Consider the following 22,218-nt stretch of genomic DNA (forward strand, 5'->3'; position numbering starts at 1 on the left):
GGAAACCAGCCTGGAGGTCCGTGGTTGGCTTGCCAACTGCAGGGCTACCGTTCGCGTCAGCGGCGCGTAGCGCTTAAGCCTGCTCCGTACCGCTTAGCGGTCGGAGTCGGGTAGTTTACGGGATTACCCAATTAAAATTGGCTCTTCCGGGTAGGTCACCAACTGACGCGGCTGCTGCTGGGCCAAAGCCAAGACAATGGTCAGCGCCCCCAAGCGGCCCCAGAACATCACCAAAACGATGATCAGTTGGCCGAACAAGTTCAGCTTCCCCGTGAACCCTGTCGAGAGGCCACAGGTGGCAAAAGCGGAGATGACCTCGAAGAGTACCGGATCCAGCCTGCTGTGGTGGTGGGTAATTAAGATCAGCCAAGTTGCCAATAGCACCACGAATAGAGAGACAGTCAACACCGCTGCCGCCTTGCGCACCATCGAGGGATCCAAACTGCGCCCGGCAATCTGAGCGCTGGGCAGGCCGCGGGCATAGCCCCACAGAGCCAACACCAACACCGCCAGGGTACCAGTGGTCATGCCGCCCCCCATGGAAGCCGGGGCAGCCCCGATAAACATCAGGATCATCAGCAGCAACTGGCTCGCCGGTGTCAACTCCCCAATGGGGATGCCGGCAAAGCCAGCAGTACGAGCCGAAACCGACTGGAAAAACGTCAGGCCCAGGCGGCGGGGCCAGCTCACCTCCTGCAAGGATCCCTGGGGCAAGCTCTCGGCCAAGAACATCCCTAGGCCGCCCGTGCAGAGCAAGACCACCACCACGACCAGGGTGATGCGGGTGTGCAGAGAGGGGCGGTGGCCCTGCGGCCAGGTTAACAAATCCGACAAAACCGGGATGCCCAAGCCGCCAATAAAAATTAGAGTGCCCAAGATCGCCAGCGACAGGCCATCCGTAGGGATCCCCTCCTGCCCAAATAGGTCGAACCCCGCATTACAGAAAGCTGACACGGCGTGAAAAATGGCCAGAAAAACCGCCCGACCTGGCCCGTAGAGATCCCGCCAATGCACCCAGAGCAGCAGGGCCCCTCCCAGCTCGATCAGAGTGACCCCGATCAACACCCGCCGCGTCAATTCCAGAATGGCCCCCGGATCGATCAGGCCCAGCGAATTGCACAGCGCCAGGCGATTGAGCAGGGAGATGCGCCGCCCGATCAGTTGGAACACCACCACCGCCAAAACCATGAAGCCCACCCCGCCAATTTGGATCAACAGCAGCAAGACGATCTGGCCAAGCAGAGTGAGATCCTCCGCCGCCACAATCGTCGAGAGCCCCGTTACGCTCAGGGCGGACATGGCCGTAAACAGCGCCTCATTCCAGCTCAAGGGATCCCCGCGCCCAATCCCCGGCAGCATCAGTAGCAAAGTCCCCACCACCGCTAGCAGACCTAACCCTGCGACCAGGCGCAGGGGCGGCGGCAGCGGGCGACGCCTGTCCCCAAAAAAGAGCCGGTGCAAGCGGCTGGCCGGGATCCAAGAGGACTGAGGCAGCGTCGGGCGAGGGGTTCCTGAAGATCGGGGAGACACCCATCCCTCGGACCCCTCGGGTTGTGACGGCGGGACACAGCCCTCTCTCATCGGATCCCCCCGTTACATCTCGTTCAGCCGCGAGATATTGGTATTGGCCCCCAACACCACCAGCAGGTCTCCTTTCTCCAGCAGGTAATCTGCCGGGGGAGAAACCACCAACGATTGTTTTCGCTTCACCACCAAGACCGTGATGCCAAAGCGGCGACGCAAGTCCGACTCCGCCAGCGTATGGCCCACCAGCGCCTCCGGCACCTCCAGCTCCGTAATGCTGTAGCCCGGCTCCAGCTCCAGTTGATCCAGGATCCCTGGCGCTGTTAGCACCTGAGCCAAACGCCGGCCCGCCTCCTGCTCCGGCAAGACCACCCGATCGGCCCCCACCCGCAAGAGAATCGAGCGTTGCCGCTCTGTCGAAGCCTTGCAAACCACGTTGCGCACCCCCAAACTTTTGAGGGCCACCGTCGTCAACAGGTTGCTCTCGAAATCGCTGCCGATGGCCACCACCACCGTGTCAAAGGAGAGAATATCCACTGCTCGCAGCGCATCCTCATCGCTGGAATCCAGCGCCACCACCTGCGTCAGTTGATCCGCCAGACGCTGTACGATCTCCCGGCTGCGGTCGATCCCCAAAACATTGTGGCCCCGCTCCATCAGCGTGAGGGCCAAACTCGTGCCGAAGCGTCCCAGACCGATCACCGCATACTCGCGATCCGCTCGCCCCATGCGCCCCCTTGCCCTTCCTTGCAAGACCAAACACTGATCATAAGCCGACGCAGAGGGATCCGGCAGGGCTGTGACCCTAGGCAGACTCAGGTTTAGGCAAGGTGGAAGGGTGAGGGATCAGCTCGCGCGTGGAGCGGCGCTCCACCATCTCAGCCGTGATGCGCACGTATTTGATATCCCGGCGAGAGGGAACCTCGTACATCACGTCCAGCATCAGCTCTTCCACAATGGCCCGCAGCGCACGCGCCCCCGTTTTGCGACGGTAAGCTTCCTTGGCAATGGCAGAAATGGCAGCCGGCTCGAACTCTAGCTCCACCCCGTCCATGCGCAACAACTTCTGGGCCTGCTTGAGGATGGCATTTTTGGGCTGCGTCAAGATGGCCTCGAGGGCCTTCTCGTCCAGGGGATCCAGGGTAGCCACCACTGGCAGCCGCCCGATGAATTCTGGGATCATGCCGTACTTGATCAAATCCTCCGGCTCCAGCGCCTTAAGGGCATCGGCCAGGCGTTGTTCACGGGTAACTGCTAGCTGCTCCCCTGGCTTGATAAAGCCCATTGACTTTTTGCCAATGCGCTGCTCGATCACCTTATCCAGGCCGACAAAAGCGCCCCCACAGATGAAGAGGATGTTGGAGGTATCGATTTGAATGCAATCTTGATAGGGATGCTTGCGCCCTCCCTGAGGAGGCACGTTGGCAATAGTTCCCTCCAGCATCTTCAACAAAGCCTGCTGCACCCCTTCGCCGGAAACGTCGCGGGTAATGGAGGGGTTTTCGCTCTTACGGGCAATTTTGTCGATTTCGTCGATGTAGATGATGCCGCGCTGAGCTTCTTCCACATCCATGTCCGCCACCTGCAGCAGGCGCAACAGGATGTTTTCCACATCTTCGCCGACGTAGCCGGCTTCCGTGAGGGTAGTGGCATCGGCAACGGCAAAGGGTACATCCAACATGCGGGCCAGGGTTTCGGCCAGCAGGGTTTTGCCGGAGCCGGTGGGGCCAATGATCAAAATGTTGGACTTTTGCAGTTCCACCTCATCCAGCTCTGCAGCTCCGAGGCTGCTGGGGTTGGCCTTAGCAGCCAGCCGCTTGTAGTGGTTGTAAACCGCCACCGACAGAACCTTCTTGGCTTTCTCTTGGCCAATCACGTACTGGTCAAGGTAGCGCATGATCTCGCGCGGCTTAGGCAACTGCGCCAGAGAAGGCAGGCCGCGAGAGGATTTTTTAGGGGTTTCGCGACGTTTGGCAACAGAATCCGTCTCAGGTCGGGTATGGCCGTCGTAGAGTTCCTCCTCCAAAATCTCATTGCACAGCTCTACACACTCGTCGCAGATGTAGACCCCCGGCCCCGCAATCAACTTACGCACTTGATCCTGGGACTTATTGCAGAAGGAGCATCTCAGGTGGGAGTCATGCTTGGCCATGGGATCCTCGTTGCTGTTTGCTCTTGGCTATCGTGTTTGGCAAATTCTAGAAAAAGCCGGACGTTCCAGTGCTGCTCAAACGTGGGGCGCGGCTGGAGAGGCGTAGGGATACTGCAAGGGACAGAACTTACTGACTTACTAGTCTAGCACTTCCTTCCAGATTGTGGGCTTCCTAAGCCGGCCGTAGAAGATTGCCCTGCTGCTGAGAACAGCTCTGCGGCGATTGGAGATAAAGTTCATAAGAAAACCGCCCGACTCGACGTCGAGCGGCGGATGGTGTGAGGAGTGAACGGAAACATGCGTCTCCGCTAATTTCATGATAGTGGAATGTTCCTAACTCTGGCAAAGACGGTCGTCGGAGGTAAGTGGGCTTTTGGGTTCGGTTGGATACCCTCTGGAGCGGAACCAGGGCGGATCTTGAACACCAAAAAGGGGAAGGGACTGTCCGTGTTTCGTCCTCTTCCCCCTCTGGCGTCCACTCCTCACTGAATCGCATGATAAACCATCGCCGGGGCGAGGACAAGCCGGCCTTCCCAAATTTTTTGGGGAATCCACAGTCGAGGGACGGGAACGGTTTGGGCTGGCCAAAGGCCTCCGGCCCACGGGCGCGAAGGTGTTGGGCAAGGTGGTGGTTGCCGTTCCGCCAGAGTACAGGACTCAGAAGTGTTTCAAGAACCAGAATCCCCGCCCTTTGGGGCTGGGGAGTATGTCAATTTGGATCCAACGCCAGCAGCTCCGCCTCGCTCAGCAGAGGGATCCCCAAAGCCTGGGCCTGCTTGAGTTTGGAGCCGGGATCCGACCCTACCACCACATAGTCGGTTTGGCGGCTGACGCTGGCGGTTACCTTGCCGCCGCGGCTTTCAATCCAAGCCTTGGCCTGCTGGCGGGAGAGAGTAGGCAGGGTGCCGGTGATTACAAACTTCTTCCCGGCCAGAACCTGGGAGACGGCAGGAGCCTTCTGCTGGGGCAGAGCAGGGATCCCCAGCTCCCGCAGCTCCTGCAGCAGCCGCTGGTGGGCAGGATCGGCAAACCAGCTCACCACCGCCTCGGCAATTTCTGCCCCTATCCCGTAGATTTGGGCGATGTCTTCAGCCCTAGCCTGGGCCAAGAGTTCTGGGGCGGGGAAATGCGGGGCCAAAATCTGGGCGGTCACCACCCCCACATGGGGGATCCCCAAGCCGTAGAGCACCCGCTCCCAGGGCTGTTGGCGGGAGCGCTGGATGACCTGCACCAGCTTCTGGCTGGAGCGGGATCCCATCCCCTCCAGGCTCTCCAACTGTTCCGGGGTGAGGCGGTAGAGATCGGCCACGGTGCGAACCCCTAGCTTTTCCACCAACTGGGCTACTCGCTTTTCCCCCAGGCCCTCGATATCCATGGCGTCGCGGCTGGCCCAGTGCTGCAGTTGCCCCCGGATCTTGGCCGGGCACTCGGGATTGGGGCAGCGGGTTACCGCCTCGCCAGCAGAGCGGACAAGAGGGGTGCCGCACTCGGGACAGTGGCTGGGCAAGCGGTAGGGAACGGCGTCAGGGGGGCGCAGCTCCTTGAGGATCCCCACCACCTCAGGGATGATCTCCCCGGCTTTGCGCACGATGGCGGTGTCGCCGATGTGGACATCCAGCTCCTCGAGGCGATCGGCATTGTGCAGGCTGGCGCGGCTGACAGTGGTACCAGCCAGAAGAACCGGCTCCAGCTCTGCCACCGGGGTGACGGCTCCGGTGCGGCCTACGCTGGCCACGATGGCGCGGATGCGGGTGGGGACTTCCTGGGCAGGGTATTTGAGGGCAATAGCCCAGCGGGGGAATTTTTGCGTAAAGCCGGCCTCCTCTTGCAGCCGCAGGGAGTTGAGCTTCACTACCACGCCGTCACAGGCATAGGGAAGCTGGGCCTGCCGCCACCGCTCGTAGAACTGGATCACCTCCTCGAGGCCCCGGCACACCTGGGACAGAGGATTGACGGGCAATCCCAGCTCCTTGAGCCGCTGCAGGCACTCCCACTGGGTTTGGGGGGGATCCCCGCTCGGCCAGCCTTCCGGCCAGTGGAGGGCATAGGCAAAAAAGCTGAGCTTGCGGGCGGCAACGATGCGGCTATCCAACTGGCGCAGAGTGCCAGCAGCACAGTTGCGCGGGTTGGCAAAGGGGGGATCCCCGGCAGAGCGGCGCTCCTGGTTGATGCGCTCGAACTGGGCAATGGCAAGATACGCTTCCCCCCGCACCTCCAAAACCGGCGGCGGATTCGCTGCCGCCAGCCGCAGGGGGATGGCGCGGATGGCACGCACATTGGGGGTGATGTCCTCGCCTGACTGTCCATCGCCGCGGGTGGCCCCCCGCTGCAGCAGCCCATCCACATAGGTAAGGGCCAGGGCCGCGCCATCAATTTTCAGCTCGCACACATATTCCAGCTCCCCTTCCTCCGGGGTGCGCCCCAGCACCCGCAGCAGGCGCTCTTGCCATTCTTTTAGCTCTTCCAGGTTGAAGGCATTTTCCAAGCTGTAGAGGGGAATGCGGTGGGAGACGGTGGGGAACTGCTCGGCGGGCTTTTCTCCCACCCGCTGGGTGGGGCTGTCGGGGGTAATCAGCTCGGGGTGGGCCCGCTCCAGCTCCTGCAGCTCGCGGTAGAGGCGGTCGTAGACGCTGTCTTCCAAGATGGGGGCATCGTAGACGTAGTAGGCGATGCTGGCCTTCTGCAGCAGGGCGCGCAGGTCGCGGGCGCGCTGTTCCAGTTGGGGATCCATACTCTTCCGCACCGTTGGCTAGGTCTAGCGTAGGTTCAACGCTCTCATCTGTCTTAGGCTGCCGTTGCTCTGCCCCCTTGTTAGGCTAACCCCCAAAAAGCTGGGCAACGCGGATCCCAGCTTCCAGGTGCAGGCGAGAACTCCCCACAGGAGCGAGCTGGCGGCGCCGGAAGAAGAGGCCGGCTACCACAGCGGTCGCTACCCATGAATTGCCTCGTAGTGGCGCCTACCTTATTTCCTGCGACTGCAAGTGCCCGTAGGCTTGGGCCGCAGCGGCCATTTCTGCCGCCTTTTTGGAGCGCCCCTCGCCGCGGCCCCAACATTGACCATGGCCCCAAACTTCCATAATGAAGTGCGGCGGGTGTTCCCGAGCAGCCACCAGACGATATTCTGGCAAGGTGCCCCATAGGCGCTGGGTCAGCTCCTGGAGAGCGGCTTTCGGGTTGCGCCGGGTGGGATCCTGGAACCACTGCTCCACCCGTTGGCGAAAGTAGGGATCCAGCCAGGGATGCAGGCGGGACAGGGTGTGCATGCCCCAGCTTAGGTACAGGGATCCCAACACCGCCTCGAAAGCATCGGCTAAGCGCCGCTCCCGTCCGGCCAAGTCGTTTTGGGAGCTGGATCCCACCTCAAGGTAGCGCTCTAGGCCATGTAGATCCGCCAGTTCCGCCAGGTGGGCATCGCTGATTAGATCCGAGCGAACTGCGGTCAGCTCTCCCACTGACAAGTGGGGATAGGACTGAAACAGGAACTCGGTGGCCAAAATACGCAGGACAGAATCCCCCAAGAACTCCAGCCGGTCATTGTTGCGCTGGCCATCCAGGGAAGGATGAATCAAAGCTTGATCCAACAGATCCCAGCGCAGTTGTTCCAGCCAAGTGGGATCCCTGAACCCCAACCGGTTCAGCAGATGCTCCAAGGCGCGGCGACGAGGTGGGATCAGCTCAACCATAAAACCCGCGGCAAAATCCCTACACCTAGAATGCTCTCAGGGCTCACCTTGTGCTACAGGAGTAGTATAAGCTTTTGGAGAGGATCCCTTCATGCATGCCCGCGCCCGTCCTCGCACCCCCACCACCGAGATGGAGGTGACCAGCATTCGTCTGGAGCGTGAGCTGAAGCAACGACTGAAGGCGTTGGCCGGCGGCCAGGGCTACCAGGCCTTGATCCGCGAAATTCTCTGGGGCTATGTCTTGCGCCACTCTCCAGAGGCTGCCACCCTCGCTGCCGAGGATATTCAGGCCAGTTTCCCCGCCACGGCTCACCAGCCCCAGCGTTGCGCCCTCACTGGCCAGGCCATCCGGCCCCAGGAGCCGATGCTGCTGGGGTTGACCACAGATGGGAAATTGGTTCCCCTCAGCCCTGCCAGCCTCTGATTCTGGAACTCGAGTTCGCCAAGAGAGCCCTGGAGCGACCGACTCGACCGGCTTCTGCTACGTTCCGCGAATTTCTCGATATTTTCTGGCGCGTTCTTCGGCGGGATCGGGGGCTTGCGCCTTGGCAGCGGCCTCTTGCAGTTTTGCCATCACTGCTTCTGGGGGGTCAGCAGAGCGGACGACGTAAAACATCAAGTTAATGGCTTCGTTGGCCGTCAGCTTGAGGGTTTCTTTCCCCTTAGGCACCAGCGCGATCTTGCCGTCTGTCGTCGTAATCGCCGTGTGGGATCCCTTGGCGAGAATCTCCCCAGCTTTTTCCAGAGTGACAAGCATATCCGTGCCTCACCTCAGCAGGACATCTATCATCCTATCGGATGTCTTGTGCGCGCAAGGCCGGAGGGGTTTAAGCGGTTTGGCGGATTACAGGGGTTCTAAGGGATTCCCTTGCGTTTCCAGCCAAGCGTATAGGTAGGGAAATAGCTTTTGGTTGGCCGCCGGAAAGGGAAATTGCGACAGCTCCGCCGGCTCGACCCAGCGTACTTCGCTGCATTGCAGGGCTTGGGCTTCTCCGCCCAAATAGCGGCAGATAAAAGCAATAAGGGTGATGGTGAAATGGGTGTAGGCATGTTCGATGGTGGCCAGCGGAGCCACCACCTCAATGTCGATGCCAATTTCTTCTTTCACCTCCCGCACCACACACTCCGCGGGGGTTTCTCCCGGCTCGATTTTGCCACCAGGGAACTCCCACAGGCCGCTGAGCATGGAGCTTTCCAGCCGCCGATCGATGAGGATCTCTTGCCCTCGCAAAACGATGGCCACCGCGATCTGTTTGTGAGGGCGCGAGGGACGGGACTCAGACATAGGCAGGTGTTGCTGTTGACCTCGATTGTAGGCAGCGCAGTCGGCCTGCCAAGGACATTGGCCACAGCGAGGCTGCCGGGGCCGGCAGACAGTAGCGCCCAGGTCCATCAGGGCCTGGTTAAAGGTGCGCGGCTGCTCGGGATCCAGCAACTGCTGCGAAAGCCGCCACAACAGGGGCAAACAGCGGGCCGGCGGCTGGGGCAAAGCCACCAGGCGAGCCAACACCCGTTTGACATTCCCTTCCAAAATCGGCAGGGGCAGGTCAAAGGCGGCGCTGAGAATGCCGCCAGCTGTGGTGCGCCCGATCCCCGGCAGCGCCAGCACCTGCTCCAGATTCCTGGGAAACTGGCCCCCGTGTTCCCGCACCAAGATCTGGGCTGCCTTGTGCAGATTCAGCGCCCGCCGGTAGTAGCCCAGGCCTTCCCACAATTTCAGCACCTGCTGCTGGGAGGCTGCCGCTAAGTCCGGGATCCCGGGCAAAGCCTCCATCCAGCGCTGAAAGTAGGGGATCACGGTTGCCACCTGGGTCTGTTGCAGCATCACCTCTGCTACCCAAATGGCGTAGGGATCCTGGGTGCGTCGCCAGGGCAGATCCCGCCCATGCTGGCAGTACCAACGCTGCAAGGACTGCCGCAGGCGCTGCAAAACCGCCTCGCCCCAGCCTAGCGACTGCTCGCCAGCGACCGCAACCTCGGACTCCGCTCCAGTCCGTCGAGAGGGAACCTGGGATCTCAAGCCGCGTAAGCGAAGTGCAACGCCCACCAGATCAGGGCCGAGACCACCGCCGCCACAATGCTGGCCGAGATCAGAACCACAATTGGGCTATCGGCCCCCTTGAACTTCATGATGCCGCGGTTGTAGTTAGCCATTGTCGCCTCCCACCAGCTTCGGCCTTGGGTTGACACTCCCACCGCCTAAAGGCGGGGGATTCCTACCCCGTTCAAAAACAAACTCATAAAGGTGCTGTCAAGACACTTCTAGACAGTTCCCTAAGGCAAAGCCCCCAGGTTCTGCTTACTTTTCTGTTCTGTTCGCGTCAGCGGGACGGGGTTCTTGCAGGTTGGCTGAGACGTTGGTATCCTCCAGACGCTTGCCACGGTCAGGGTTTTCACCACTTTAGGAGCTCACCTGGGGACGGCACGCCTCGCTAACAACTATACCATTGGTGAGCAACCAAAGTTGCTTCCAGGCTTTGCTGCCCCGCGCTACTCGCGTCAGCGGCGCGGAGCGCTGAGTACGGGGCTACTAAGCTGCCCCTCTGTGTCGCGATGGGGAAACTCTCTTCATCGACCAACCCCGTCATCTCTAGGATAGCCAATTTGGCCTGGATCCAATCCGCCCCCAAAAGAGGGATCCCAGTCGGGCAAGCCGCGGTGCAGGGCCCCCGCTGGTCGCAAAAGTTAGAGCGCAGGAGCCGCCTAGCCAGAGGCTTTGGCAGCCAACTTCCCTGCTGTTGAGTTGAACCGGGCTCGCCAACGCAAGTTCGGTAAAATTGTTGCGATGTTGACCATCAAGACCTTCGTTGAGGCAGTCGTTCTCATGGCTAGAGCAGGGGAGGGGAAAGGCAGCAGCTCAGCTCGAGAAAGGTCTCGGGATCTGGGGCGTCATCAGCGCCGCTTCCCTCAGGCTGCCTCCCCTTCTCGCCACTTGCTGCCTGCCCCGGCTGCCGAGGGATCCCTCTCGGCTTCCCGCCCCCAACCGCTGCGCTTCTCTCGCCAAAGGGCCATTGACCGGATGCGCCAACGAGCTGCCCAGCCTCGCCGCTTAAGACGGTCTCCGACCCTGGCAGAGGTGTTGCTCCGGGGCCTGGGCCTAAGCCTGATTTTGGGCCTGACGATGGCTGGCCTGTCGCAACTGCTGCAATCGACCACTCCTGCCCGGCCAGAGCAGGAGGCAATGCAGCTTGGGGATCCCCCCCCCACCTTGCCCACAGACCTGTTCAGAGGACAGGAAATCCCCGCTTTACAGAAGCGCTTGGCTGCTTTGGCCGATCAGCCGGGCCTGACAGTAGGAGCCCTGTTCTGGGAGGTGGAAACCGGCGCCTTTGCTGGGGTGAGGCCGGATCAGGTTTTTCCTGCTGCCAGTGTCATTAAGATCCCGATTCTCCTGGCTTTTTTGCAGGCGGTGGAAACGGGTCAAGTGCGGCTGGACGAGAGGCTGACTCTGAGAGAAGACCTCAGGGGCGGGGGAGCCGGCGTATTGCAGACCCGTCCCCTCGGATCCCAGGTCTCTGCCCTGGAGGCAGCTACCCTCATGAGCACCGTCAGCGACAACTTCGCCGCCAACCTCATCATCGATCGCCTCGGCGGTCGGGAAGCCCTCAACCAAAAGTTTCGCCAGTGGGGGCTGCAACACACGCAGGTTTCTTGGTGGCTGCCGGATCTGGAGGGCACCAACACCAGCAGCCCGCGCGACATGGTCTGGCTGCTCAGCCAAGTGGAGCAGGGGCGAATGCTCAGCCGCCGCAGCCGCGACCGCTTTTTGGACATCCTCTGGCGCACGCAGCGGCCCTCCTATTTTCGCCCCAACTTGGGCCAAGAGGTGCGCATCGCCCACAAGACGGGAACTCTCAGGTCGGTGGTGGGAGATGCCGGCATACTCGATTTGCCCAACGGGCGACGCTACGTGGCAGCAGTGTGGGTAAAGCGGGAAACTCCCAACGATCCCAAAGCCGAAGAGCTAATCGCCAAACTCTCCCAGGCTGCCTATGAGTTTTGGTCTGCCGAAGGCGAGCCGACCGCTGCGGCTGCTGCCGATAGCCCGCAGCCCTAGGGGATCCCTGGGCCAGCCACCCCGGCAGAGCAGCAGCGTCAAGATCAAAAGTTGGATCAGCCGACATCCAAGCCAGAACGGTGAGATTATGGCCGAGACTCTTCCACCTTCCCAAGCTTCTCCAGCAGGGGATCCCCTCATCAAGCTGGATCAATTTCTCAAGCTGACGGGAGTTGTGCCCACTGGCGGACAGGCCAAGCAGCTCATCCAGGCGGGGCAGGTGCGGGTCAACGGCGAGGTGGAAACCCGGCGAGGGCGCAAGTTGCGCCGGGGAGATGTGGTGGCAGTAGCAGGCCAAGTTTGGCAGGTGGGCTGGGAGGGGGCCAGAGCTTGCGCCTGGAACAAAGCCAAAACTGTTCAAGATTCCCCTCGGCCCACTTAGCAAGTGCTGGCCTAAGCTGGGAACAGTGGTCTTTTCCTTGCTGGGCCTCCTGTGCAGGATGATTTTCCCCCCCTACCTCCCTCACCACCCCCTTCTCCTGCCTTGAGGGTGGTGGAAACGGCTTTCTTAGCCAGCACTGCCGCTTTGATCTGGATCTTGAGCTACACGCCGCTGGCGCCGTTTATGCGTCTGTTTTTCCCTATCCCAGTGGCGCTGGCGGTGATGCGCTGGGATCCCCGCACCGGGGCGATGGCGCTGGCGGTCTCTGCTCTGCTGCTGACGGTGCTGATGGGGCCCACGCGCAGCATTCTCTACGTCATTCCCTACGGCCTGCTGGGCTACTGGTGTGCCCGCCTATGGCGGCGGCGCCTTTCCTGGTATGTCTCGGTAACCAGCGGCGCTGCCCTCAGCGCTTTCGGCCTAGTTTTCCAGTTGCTGCTCTCTTCTCTGCTGGTGGGGGAAAACCTTTGGACTTATGTCACCATCCAACTCACCGGCCTGACCAACTGGCTGCTGGATGTGTCTCTGGCTAGGCTGGGCGTGTACTGGGTGGCAGAACCTTGGATGGTTCAGGTGGTGGTGGTCGGGTTTATTGCCTTTAACTCCCTGGTCTACGTCTTCACGGTGCATTTGGTGGCAGCTCTGGTGATGGAGCATTTCCGCTGTCCGCTGCCGCCGCCACCGAAGTGGGTGCAATTTTTGCTGGATTAGCAGCCGCCCATACTTCTGAGATGGCCGCTGTCATGAGATAGACTTGTAGACCCTACGCTTGTGGCCTCCCATCCTGTCACTGAGTCCTATGAATCCACTGCCCCCGCCCGCCCACCCTTACCAGTTCCGCGCGCTGGGCTTGATCAAGGGATCCCTCAAATCGATCCCAGAGACCTACGCCCAGGCGACGCTGGTTGCCACCGATGGCGTAGAGTATCCAGCCACCCCTGGCCGTGCCGAGCTGCTGCGCCCTTTCACCTATTGCATCGAGAGCGGCCACACTTACTGGTACTACGTGCAGCCGCAGCCGCGGTCGGGCGGCACCTTGGGCCTGAGCGTTATCCGCATCCTGGCCTTGCCGGAGGAGGAGCAAGATCCAGATCTAGAGGACGAGCCCTTTCTGCCTGCCCCTGAGGATGCAGAGGAGGGCTTTAACATTCGCGGCATCGTCGAGCCCCACGACGGCTTCATCTGGGTGACGGTGCGGCGCAAGCCCCAAGGGAATAAGCAGTTCCCCCCCCTACAACTGCGTCTGGAAGGGTTCTTGCCGGGGGCCGCCGCCGGGGAGTTTTGGGATCTGTTGGCGGAGCGGGAGGGCCATGAGCTGCTGCTGGTGGATGGCAGCCGCCTCTTGACAGCGGTGGCCTAACTGCCTAAAACTAACCCAACCTGCTATCCCAGGATCCCCAACTGATGGTGTCTGCTGCCGGCTTGTCCCAACGGGTTGCTCGTCTCTCTCCCTCTGCAACGCTGTCGATTTCGGCTCTGGCCAAGGCTATGCGGGCAGAGGGTCTGGATGTCTGTATCCTGAGCGCCGGCGAGCCGGACTTCGACACCCCTGAGCACATTCGGGCTGCCGCCATCCGCGCCCTGGAAGAGGGCAAAACCCGCTACGGCCCCACCGCTGGGATCCCTGCCCTGCGCCAGGCGGTGGCGGACAAGTTGTGGCGAGAAAACGGCTTGGACTACAGCCCCGACCAGATTCTGATTAGCAACGGCGGCAAGCAAGCCCTGTTTAACCTGGCCATGGTACTCCTGGATCCCGGCGACGAGGTGATCCTGCCCGTCCCCTACTGGGTCAGCTATCCCGAGATGGTGGCTCTGGCCGGGGCCAAGGTGGTGCGGGTTCAAACCCAAGAGGCGCAGGGGTTCAAACTCACCGCCGCCCAACTGCGCCAGGCCCTCAGCCCCCGCAGCAAGTTGCTCATCCTCAACTCGCCGGCCAACCCCACCGGCGCCGTCTATCACCGGCACGAGCTGGAGGCCCTGGCAGAGGTGCTCCTCTCTGCTCCTCATCTGTATGTAGTCTGTGACGAGATCTACGAAAAGCTGGTCTACGGCCAAGCCCGCCACATCAGCCTGGGATCCCTTTCCCCGGAGCTGCTGCCGCGCACGATCCTCAGCAGCGGCTTCGCTAAAGCCTATGCCATGACCGGCTGGCGGATTGGCTACTTGGCGGGACCCAAGCCCATCATCGACGCCGCCATCAACCTGCAAAGCCACAGCACCTCCAACGTCTGCACCTTCGCCCAGTACGGCGCCCTGGAAGCTCTGACCAGCCCCCTGTCGGCGGCGGCGGTGGAAAAAATGCGCCAAGAATTTTGGCAGCGGCGGGATCTGATGGTGCAGGGGATCCGCGCTCTGCCGGGGGTGACTTGCCCAGAGCCGGAGGGGGCATTCTACGTGTTTCTCAACATTGGCCAAACCGGCTTAAGTTCGGTGGAGTTCTGCCAACGGCTGCTCAAAGAACAGCAGGTGGCCGCCGTGCCGGGGGTGGCCTTCGGGGCAGATTCCTACATTCGCCTCTCCTATGCCGCCGATCGCACCACCCTGGAAAAAGGGCTGGAACGGCTGCACCACTTTCTCTCCTCCCTCTGAAAGGGAGAGACTCGAGGCCGCCGGCGCGCTGGAAGAGCAGCGGGATTGCATTAGAGGAGCCTCTCGATGATGAAAGAAGTAGACCTAGCCAAAGCCATCCAGCAGCGGCGCACTTTTGCCATTATTTCCCACCCCGATGCCGGGAAGACCACCCTTACGGAAAAGCTGTTGTTGTACGGGGGAGCCATTCAGGAGGCTGGGGCCGTGAAGGCCCGCCGCGCTCAAAAGCGGGTTACCTCCGACTGGATGGAACTGGAAAGACAGCGGGGCATTTCCATTACCTCGACCGTGTTGCAGTTTGACTACCGCAATATTCGCCTCAACTTGCTCGATACTCCCGGCCACCAAGACTTCAGCGAAGATACCTACCGCACCCTGGCGGCGGCTGATAACGCTGTGATGCTGGAAGATGCCGGCAAAGGGCTAGAACCCCAGACCCGCAAGCTGTTTGAAGTCTGTCAACTGCGGAAGCTGCCGATCTTCACCTTCATCAACAAGATGGATCGCCCCAGCCGGGATCCCTTGGAGCTAATGGACGAAATTGAGACTGAGCTCGGCCTCAAGCCCTATCCTGTAACCTGGCCGATTGGCTCAGGGGAGCGCTTTACAGCTTTGTTTGACCGACGCACACAGGAGTTTCATTTCTTTGAGCGGGTCTCGCGGGGACGGCTGCGGGCCAAAGAAATGGTCATCAAGCTGGGGGATCCGCAAATTGAAGACTTGATTGAAAAAGATCTCTATTACCAATTCAAAGAAGAGCTGGAGCTGTTGGATGGCCTCATGCCCAGCTTGGATCTCAAGCAGGTTCATGCTGGCAAGCAAACGCCGGTCTTTTTCGGCAGCGCCATGACCAATTTTGGGGTGGAGCTGTTTCTCAATGCGTTTCTGGAGTATTCTCTACCGCCAATGCCCCACGAGAGCACGGCAGGGCTGATCCCACCCGAACATCCTGAGTTTACCGGCTTTGTCTTTAAGCTGCAGGCCAATATGGATCCCCGCCACCGGGATCGCCTTGCTTTTGTGCGCATCTGCTCCGGTAAGTTCGAGAAGGACATGGTGGTCAACCATGCCCGCCTCAACCGCCCCATCCGCCTCTCCTATCCCCAAAAATTGTTTGCTCAAGAGCGCATCTCCATCGATGAAGCCTATCCTGGCGATGTCATCGGCCTCAACAACCCTGGCATCTTCAGGATTGGGGATACCCTCTACACCGGCCCGAAGTTGCGCTACGCCGGGATCCCCAGCTTTTCGCCGGAGCTGTTTGCCTATTTAAAAAATCCCAACCCCTCCAAGTTTAAACAGTTCCAGAAAGGGGTATCAGAGCTGCAGGAAGAGGGAGCGGTGCAGATGATGTACTCCCTCGACGAGTCCAAACGGGATCCGATTGTGGCCGCAGTGGGCCAGTTGCAGTTTGAGGTGCTGCAGTACCGCCTGGAACATGAGTACAACGTCGAAACCCGGCTGGAGATGCTGCCCTACACGCTGGCCCGCTGGGTAGAGAATGGCTGGGAAGTTCTGGGGAACATCCCCAGCCTGTTTAACACCCTTATCGTCAAAGACATTCAAGATAGGCCCGTTCTTCTCTTTAAAAACGAGTGGACCTTGCAGCAATTTATCAGCAGCAATCCCAAAATCAAGCTAAGCAAAATCGCCCCCCTTGAGGATCTCAGTCCAGAGTCCAATGGCAGCCCGTAGAGGCATTGTGAACGCCTCCCGCCACTCATCTTGTTGAGTAAACACAATTCACCAATACAGTACCAATACAGTGCGGAGCTTCCCGCCGATTGAGCTCAAGAGGGATCCCTGCTGCAGCTTGTGTCCACCAACCGGTGACTAGGCCGATTTGGATTTGGGGGATCCCAGGGCATCCAGGCCGTAGACGCGCCGCCACATTTGATCGGCCAGAGTGGCGGGCAGCAGCCGCATCAGCCCCAGCGCCAGCTTGCCGCCCGTAAAAGCGGTGTAGCGGTCGGAAGGGTGGGGATCCGTCATGGCTCTCAGGATCGGCTCCACCACCTTCTCCACCGGCCAGGCCATGTTGTTGAACGAGCTGGCCAGATCGGCAGTTTTGTCCAAGATCGCCTTGTAGGGGCCATTTGGGTTGACAACGGCGGCAAAGGTCTCTTCAGCCACGCGGCCAAACTCGGTGGCCACCGGCCCCGGCTCGATCAAGATAACCTTGATGCCAAAGGGGGCCACCTCCACCCGCAGGGCATCGCTGAGGGCCTCCACGGCAAACTTGGTGGCGTTGTAGACGCCGCTGAAGGGCATCGAGATCTGGCCAGCCACCGAGCTGAGGTTGAGGATGCGGCCACTGCCCCGCTCCCGCATCTGGGGCAAGAGGGCGCGGGTGAGGGCGTGCAGGCCAAACACGTTAACCTCAAACTGGCGCCGCATCGCCGCCACATCCACCTCTTCCACTGGTCCCATCTGGCCATAGCCGGCGTTGTTCACCAGGATATCCACCCGGCCAAAGTGATCCAGAGCCTTTTGGGCCAGCGCCTCCACCTGGGCCGTGTCGGCCATGTCGATGGGCACCACCAGCGCTTCTGTCCCCTGCTTCTCCACCAAGTCCTTGACGTTTTGTAGCAGCCTCTCTCGGCGGGCCGCCAGCACCAAGCGGGCCCCGCGTTTGGCCGCTTCCAGGGCAACGGCCTCTCCAATGCCGGCAGAGGCTCCGGTGATCAGCACCACTTGATTGGCGAGTGAAGGCATGGCTTTCTTCCCTGCAAACTTTTTCCATCCTAGAAGGATTTCCGGGATCCACGGAGAGAGGCGGCCTCGCTCGTTGGGCTGCGGTGTTGGATATTGGCAGGGCGCTGGGCCGCTGTTTCTGACTCAAGGGGTGCTCTGACAGAGGGATGGATCCCTGCGGCCCAGAAGCTGCTCAGATGGTTTTTTGCGCCCAGATTGCCAAGGGGGGCTGGGAAAAGCGATATGATTGAGGCACCACTCGCTGGGACAAACTCCCACGCTGGAGTGTACGCTTAAGCCGATGCTCGATGTCCTTGCCGCAGATACGAGGTGCAGTGACCGTAAGGTATTTCCGCAGGCGGGCTAGCCGAAGCCGATCTTCCTTGCCGGAGGAGCGCTGGGCTCTCGCCGAGGCTTGCTTGGATCGATTGCTCAGAGTGGCGGAAGCCAACCTAAGGGCCAATTCCGAGCTGCGCCAACAGCAGCAGGAGCAGCAGCGACAACTGGAGGCCGAGCGCCGCCACAGCGAAGCTCTGCGTGATGCCACCGCCGATTTGCGCACCAGCGTAATGGAGTTGCGAGAGGGGCAAGCCCTTTGGCAAAACCAGGTGGACGAGCTGCGTACCTGTTTGCGGGAGTTGCTTAGGGAACAGAGCGAGCTGGTGCGGATCATCGCCCAGCAGCAGCACATCCTGAAGGACTGTAAGGAAGTCATCCGCGCCATTCTGGAGCAAATGCGGGATGACCACCGCGACTTCCGCTCCGCCATCGGCATTTTGCTGGAGGAACTGCACCAAACTGTGCGCTGTTTGGTTCTCAAGTCAGGTGGCACTCTTCCCAAGCCTGTCCGCCATCCTGAAGCGCCAGAGGCGGATCCCGGCTCCCAGCCGACCGATTCTGCTTCGCTAGGGGATGGCTCTCTGTCCTAGCAGCCCAGGCTTCTGCCTTCCCCGAACGCTGCACGTGGCCTGCAGAGCTATCCAATCTCGCCCTCCGGCTGCGGCCAAAACAGGTGCAACTCCTTGACCCGTTCCCCCTTGACCAAGAGGGCTCCGCCACCCTCTCGCTCTTGCAGCGGGATTTCGGCAGGGGAGAAGGAGTACAGCCGTTCGGATTCGGTGAACAGATCCACTTGCAGAGAGGGATGGGCTTCTAGGTCAGCGGGCAAGCCGACCAAGCCCACCAGGGCATCCCCTTTGTCGGAAAAGCGAAAGGCCGTGACGCCCACCTTGCCCCGCTCCCCAGTTGGGATCTCGCCCAGAGGCAGCCGCTTCAGATAGCCCGACCGACTGGCCAAAATCAGGATCCCCTTGGGGGGCAGCAGCGCCATCCCCACCAGCTGCTCGGCACGTCCCAGGCGCAGGGCCGGTGTGCCCACAGCCCCTCGACCCATGAGTGGGATCTGCTCTGCCGGCAGGTGCAGTACCCGCCCGCCGGAGGTGGCGAGGACAACGCTACCGTCCTGCAGGCCGGGATCCCAAAGGGCCGCCCAGCCCAGCTCGTCCCCTTCTTTGAGTTTCAGGACGGTGGATCCCCGTTGGCTAAGGCCCATCAGCTCCGCCAGGGCCACCCGCTTGATCCGCCCCTGCCGGCTGAGCACCACCAGGCTGGCTTCGCCGGGAGAGTGCTCCGCACCACTGACGCGAACGGGATCCAGCGGGAAGGTGGCAACGATGGGTTCGGGACTGGGGAGAAGGGTGACCAGAGGTACCCCCCGCGAGGAGCCGGTGCTGAGGGGGATCCCTTCGCTGGGCACGGTGAAAGCTTTGCCGCTGGCGGTGAGCACCAAGATTTCCTGCTCTGGGGTCACGCATTCCAGGCCGACCAGAACATCTTCTCCCAATTCCCGTTGCGCCGGATTGCTGCGGGAGCGAGGCCCAGGCAGAGGCAGGCGGCGCACGTAGCCTTTGCGGGTAAGTTGCAGCAGGAAGCGGGTGTCTTCGCCGGCTTTGCCACTGGGGATCTGGGCCTGTTCTGCCTCCAGCTCGGCTTCCGAAAGGATCTGGGTACGGCGCCGGTCGGCAAAAGTTTTCTTCAAGTGGCGCAGCTCTTTTTTCAGGTAATTCAAGAGCTTGCGGCGATCTTCCAGCAGCCCCTGCAGCTCGGCGATGCGGGCCTGCAGCTCGGCCTGCTCCTGGTGCAGGCGCTCCCGCTCCAAGGTTGTCAGGCGGCGCAGGGGCATGGCCAAGATTGTCTCCGCCTGTTGGGGGGTGCAGCCCAGGCGAGTTTGCAGTTGGGCTTTGGCCGTGGCGCTATCGGGGGCTTGCCGCAGCAGGTCGATCACCCCCTCCAGATCGGCCAGGGCCAGCACCATCCCCGCCACCTCTTCGGCTTTGCGCTGTACCCGCTGCAGTTCGGCGCGAAACATCCGGTTGAGAGTGGCCTCGCGGAATTGCAAAAAGTGCTGCAAAATCTGCTTCAAGCTGAGCTGCTGGGGTTTTCCCTCCACCAGGGCCAACAGGATTACCCCAAAGGTGCTCTGCAGGGGGGTGAGCTTGTACAACTGCTGCAGAACTGCCTGCGGGTTGGCCTCCCGCTTCAGCTCCACCACCACGCGAATGCCGCTGCGATCCGACTCATCCCGCAAGTCGGCAATGCCGCTGAGGCGGTCTTGGGCAACCAACTCCGCCACTTTCTCGAGCCAGGCGGCTTTGTTCACCTGGTAGGGAAACTCGGTGATAACCAGGGCGGGCCGGCGGTGGCGTCCTCTGCCCGGCTGGATCTCCTCAAAGCGGACCACTCCCCGCAGGGTGATGGAGCCGCGCCCGCTGAGGTAGGCTTCGCGGATCCCTTGGCTATCAACGATTTGGCCGCCGGTGGGAAAGTCCGGCCCTGGGATCCAGCGCAACAGCTCTTCAGGGCTGAGATCGGGATGGTCGATCAAAGCCAGCAGGCCGTCCACGACTTCTCCCAGGTTGTGGGGCGGGATGTTGGTGGCCATGCCCACGGCAATGCCGGCAGAGCCGTTGAGGAGCAGGATGGGCAGGCGGGCCGGTAGAACGGTGGGCTCCGCCTGGGATCCGTCGAAATTGGGCAGAAAGTCCACAATTTCTTCGGAGATCCCCTGCAGAAGGGCTGTGTGGCTCAGCTCCGCCAGCCGACACTCGGTGTAGCGCATGGCCGCCGGCGGATCGTCGTCCACCGAGCCGAAGTTGCCGTGCCCCGCCACCAGGGGGTAGCGGCTGGAAAAGTCTTGCGCCATGCGCACTAGCGCGTCATAGACCGCCTGATCCCCGTGGGGGTGATATTTCCCCAGCACGTCCCCCACCACCCGCGCACACTTGCGGTAGGGGCGATCCGGCGTCAGGCCCAGCTCGTGCATGGCGTAGAGGATGCGGCGATGCACCGGCTTGAGGCCATCCCGCACATCCGGCAAGGCCCGCCCCACGATCACGCTCATGGCGTATTCCAGGTAGGAGCGTTGCATCTCCCCCTGCAAATCGGTAACGATCACCCGCCCTGAACGGGATCCCCCATCCGATCCAAATCCCAGTCCGTCGAGAGTGAGTTGCTGAGTCATGGCTCATTAGGAGCGGAACGCTTTCCAGGTTACTGTAGCTGTTTCCGCAGCTTTTGCGAGCTCACCCAGCCGCTGCCGTTTTTGAAATGGGGGGGTGTGGTGGCGGCTCCGCCGTGCTAAGTGTAGTCGGGGTGGATTTGGGTGTAACCATGGTTGAGAACTCCATTCGCTTTGGCACCGACGGCTGGCGAGCTGTGATTGCCGATGGCTTTACCTTTCAGAACTTGGGCATTGCCGCCCAGGCCAGCGCCCAGGTGTTGGCCCGCACCTATCCCGGCGCCGGGATCCTGATTGGCTACGACAACCGCTTTCTCTCAGAAAAATTTGCTGCCCACGCTGCCGAGGTGGTGGCCCGCTTGGGGATCCCGGTTTATCTCTCTGCCTGTGTGGCCCCGACACCGGCCTTTAGCTGGGCAGCCAAAGAGCGCGGCTGCCATGGCGCCTTGGTGATCACCGCCAGCCACAACCCGCCCCACTATTCCGGCCTCAAGGTCAAGGGGGGGTTTGGCGGCTCTGTGCCCCCGGAGGTCACTGCTGCCATCGAGCAGGAGCTGCACAACCTGCAACCTCTCGGATCCAACCCAGCCCCCATCGAAATCTGGGATCCCTGGCCCGGCTATCTGGCTCAGCTCAGTCGCTTTGTGGATCTGGAAAAGCTCAAAGGATCCCCGGCCAAGATCTGGGTGGATGTCATGTTTGGCTCTGGGGCTGGGGGCCTCAGGCGCCTCTTGGGAGAGAAGGTGATTGAATTGCAGGCGCGTCGGGATCCCCTATTTGGCGGCTTCTCACCGGAGCCGCTGCCGCAAAACCTACAGACCTCTGCCCAGATCATCGCGGCGGATCCCGCCCCGTTAAAAGTGGGTCTGGTCTTTGATGGCGACGCCGACCGCATTGCCGCCCTCGACGGGCAAGGCCGCTTTCTCAGCCCGCAGATCCTCATTCCCATCCTGATCGACCACTTGGCGGGGCGACGCGGCCTGCGGGGCGAAATCGTCAAAACCATCAGTGGCTCGGAGCTATTCGTGAAGGTGGCCGAGCGCTATGGCTTGCCGGTTACGGAAATGCCCGTGGGCTTTAAATACATTGCCGAGCGCATGATGACCACCCAGGTGTTGCTGGGGGGAGAAGAATCGGGCGGCATCGGCTATCTGGGCCACATCCCCGAACGGGATGCTCTTCTCTCTGCTCTGTACTTGATCGAGGCCGTCGCCGAAACCGGGCAAGATCTGGGCGACCTTTACCGAGCTTTGCAGGAACGGGAAGGATTCATCTCCGTCTATCAGCGCCGCGACCTGCACCTAGGGGATCAAAACCAACAAACCCAGCTATTCCAACGGCTACGGATGGATCCCCCCCTTGAGATCCTGGGGCAGAAGGTCATCAAGCATTTTGACAAAGACGGCCACAAGTTTACCCTTGCCGACGGCAGTTGGGTCATGATCCGCGGCAGCGGCACCGAGCCCCTGCTGCGGCTGTACTCAGAAGCCAGAACCTTGGAAGAAGTGAACCGTCTTCTCGATTGGGCAGATGGGCTGGTCAACAAAATTGCTTAGGGCTACGGGAGGACTCCCACAGCCCCTAGCTTGTTTGTGCGCGATGGCAGTTCAGAGCTTGCGC

The 22,218-nt window shown here is 61.1% G+C and carries 20 protein-coding genes; 10 read left to right on the forward strand and 10 right to left on the reverse strand.

Annotated features, from left to right (window positions below):
- Nucleotides 1-123: 123 nt before the first annotated feature.
- From NW841_RS05775 to ligA, 4 genes are all read right to left on the reverse strand, one after another.
- Nucleotides 124-1,530 (reverse strand): TrkH family potassium uptake protein, encoded by a 1,407-nt coding sequence (locus NW841_RS05775; RefSeq protein ID WP_414385781.1) that lies wholly within the window; start codon nt 1,528-1,530, stop codon nt 124-126.
- 63 nt (nt 1,531-1,593) lie between these two features.
- Nucleotides 1,594-2,253 carry a potassium channel family protein gene (locus NW841_RS05780; protein ID WP_011429691.1) on the reverse strand — a complete coding sequence of 220 codons (660 nt, stop codon included), beginning with the start codon at nt 2,251-2,253 and terminating at the stop codon, nt 1,594-1,596.
- 76 nt (nt 2,254-2,329) lie between these two features.
- Complete coding sequence (gene clpX, locus NW841_RS05785; protein WP_414365278.1) at nt 2,330-3,676, reverse strand: ATP-dependent protease ATP-binding subunit ClpX; 1,347 nt, start codon at nt 3,674-3,676, stop codon at nt 2,330-2,332.
- Nucleotides 3,677-4,385: 709 nt separating this feature from the next.
- A complete protein-coding gene (ligA, locus tag NW841_RS05790; RefSeq protein ID WP_414385782.1) occupies nt 4,386-6,407 on the reverse strand; it encodes an NAD-dependent DNA ligase LigA in 2,022 nt (673 codons plus the stop codon).
- Nucleotides 6,408-6,471: 64 nt separating this feature from the next.
- Between ligA and NW841_RS05795 the strand changes: the two genes are divergently transcribed.
- The gene (locus NW841_RS05795; RefSeq protein WP_414377443.1) at nt 6,472-6,615 is read left to right on the forward strand and encodes a hypothetical protein; all 144 of its coding nucleotides are present in this window, start codon (nt 6,472-6,474) and stop codon (nt 6,613-6,615) included.
- An 18-nt stretch (nt 6,616-6,633) separates the two neighbouring features.
- Here the strand turns inward: NW841_RS05795 and rnc are convergent, their stop codons facing one another.
- The gene (rnc, locus tag NW841_RS05800) at nt 6,634-7,359 is read right to left on the reverse strand and encodes a ribonuclease III (RefSeq protein WP_414365274.1); all 726 of its coding nucleotides are present in this window, start codon (nt 7,357-7,359) and stop codon (nt 6,634-6,636) included.
- A gap of 91 nt (nt 7,360-7,450) precedes the next feature.
- Between rnc and NW841_RS05805 the strand changes: the two genes are divergently transcribed.
- On the forward strand, nt 7,451-7,783 hold the full coding sequence (locus NW841_RS05805) for a hypothetical protein (RefSeq protein ID WP_414365273.1): 333 nt from the start codon (nt 7,451-7,453) through the stop codon (nt 7,781-7,783).
- 57 nt (nt 7,784-7,840) lie between these two features.
- Here NW841_RS05805 and NW841_RS05810 read toward each other — a convergent pair whose 3' ends face one another.
- The 3 genes from NW841_RS05810 to NW841_RS05820 form a co-directional block, all read right to left on the reverse strand.
- Entirely contained in the window at nt 7,841-8,116 is a 276-nt protein-coding gene (locus NW841_RS05810) for a hypothetical protein (RefSeq protein ID WP_414365271.1), read from the reverse strand.
- Nucleotides 8,117-8,203: 87 nt separating this feature from the next.
- Nucleotides 8,204-9,289, reverse strand: a complete 1,086-nt coding sequence (mutY, locus tag NW841_RS05815) for an A/G-specific adenine glycosylase (RefSeq protein ID WP_414365269.1) — start codon at nt 9,287-9,289, stop codon at nt 8,204-8,206.
- A gap of 86 nt (nt 9,290-9,375) precedes the next feature.
- Nucleotides 9,376-9,513 carry a hypothetical protein gene (locus NW841_RS05820; RefSeq protein ID WP_414365267.1) on the reverse strand — a complete coding sequence of 46 codons (138 nt, stop codon included), beginning with the start codon at nt 9,511-9,513 and terminating at the stop codon, nt 9,376-9,378.
- A gap of 631 nt (nt 9,514-10,144) precedes the next feature.
- Between NW841_RS05820 and NW841_RS05825 the strand changes: the two genes are divergently transcribed.
- The 6 genes from NW841_RS05825 (at nt 10,145) to NW841_RS05850 (ending at nt 16,082) form a co-directional block, all read left to right on the forward strand.
- Entirely contained in the window at nt 10,145-11,416 is a 1,272-nt protein-coding gene (locus tag NW841_RS05825) for a serine hydrolase (RefSeq protein WP_414377449.1), read from the forward strand.
- A gap of 88 nt (nt 11,417-11,504) precedes the next feature.
- On the forward strand, nt 11,505-11,798 hold the full coding sequence (locus NW841_RS05830; protein WP_414365264.1) for an RNA-binding S4 domain-containing protein: 294 nt from the start codon (nt 11,505-11,507) through the stop codon (nt 11,796-11,798).
- 51 nt (nt 11,799-11,849) lie between these two features.
- A complete protein-coding gene (locus NW841_RS05835; protein ID WP_414365263.1) occupies nt 11,850-12,509 on the forward strand; it encodes a DUF2232 domain-containing protein in 660 nt (219 codons plus the stop codon).
- An 88-nt stretch (nt 12,510-12,597) separates the two neighbouring features.
- A complete protein-coding gene (locus tag NW841_RS05840) occupies nt 12,598-13,158 on the forward strand; it encodes a hypothetical protein (protein WP_414365261.1) in 561 nt (186 codons plus the stop codon).
- Between the two features lie 44 nt (nt 13,159-13,202).
- Nucleotides 13,203-14,387, forward strand: a complete 1,185-nt coding sequence (locus NW841_RS05845; protein ID WP_414377455.1) for a pyridoxal phosphate-dependent aminotransferase — start codon at nt 13,203-13,205, stop codon at nt 14,385-14,387.
- A 69-nt stretch (nt 14,388-14,456) separates the two neighbouring features.
- On the forward strand, nt 14,457-16,082 hold the full coding sequence (locus NW841_RS05850) for a peptide chain release factor 3 (RefSeq protein ID WP_414365285.1): 1,626 nt from the start codon (nt 14,457-14,459) through the stop codon (nt 16,080-16,082).
- A 138-nt stretch (nt 16,083-16,220) separates the two neighbouring features.
- Here NW841_RS05850 and NW841_RS05855 read toward each other — a convergent pair whose 3' ends face one another.
- Nucleotides 16,221-17,102 (reverse strand): SDR family NAD(P)-dependent oxidoreductase, encoded by an 882-nt coding sequence (locus tag NW841_RS05855; RefSeq protein WP_414385783.1) that lies wholly within the window; start codon nt 17,100-17,102, stop codon nt 16,221-16,223.
- 398 nt (nt 17,103-17,500) lie between these two features.
- On the opposite strand from NW841_RS05855, the gene NW841_RS05860 reads away from it, so the two are divergent.
- A complete protein-coding gene (locus tag NW841_RS05860) occupies nt 17,501-18,010 on the forward strand; it encodes a hypothetical protein (RefSeq protein ID WP_414385784.1) in 510 nt (169 codons plus the stop codon).
- A 47-nt stretch (nt 18,011-18,057) separates the two neighbouring features.
- Here NW841_RS05860 and NW841_RS05865 read toward each other — a convergent pair whose 3' ends face one another.
- On the reverse strand, nt 18,058-20,601 hold the full coding sequence (locus NW841_RS05865; RefSeq protein WP_414385785.1) for a DNA gyrase/topoisomerase IV subunit A: 2,544 nt from the start codon (nt 20,599-20,601) through the stop codon (nt 18,058-18,060).
- 149 nt (nt 20,602-20,750) lie between these two features.
- On the opposite strand from NW841_RS05865, the gene NW841_RS05870 reads away from it, so the two are divergent.
- Nucleotides 20,751-22,154 (forward strand): phosphoglucomutase/phosphomannomutase family protein, encoded by a 1,404-nt coding sequence (locus NW841_RS05870; RefSeq protein ID WP_414370595.1) that lies wholly within the window; start codon nt 20,751-20,753, stop codon nt 22,152-22,154.
- Nucleotides 22,155-22,218: the final 64 nt, after the last annotated feature.

The sequence above is a fragment of the Synechococcus sp. H60.3 genome, assembly GCF_047462295.1.
In the GTDB taxonomy this organism is placed as follows: Bacteria; Cyanobacteriota; Cyanobacteriia; order Thermostichales; family Thermostichaceae; genus Thermostichus.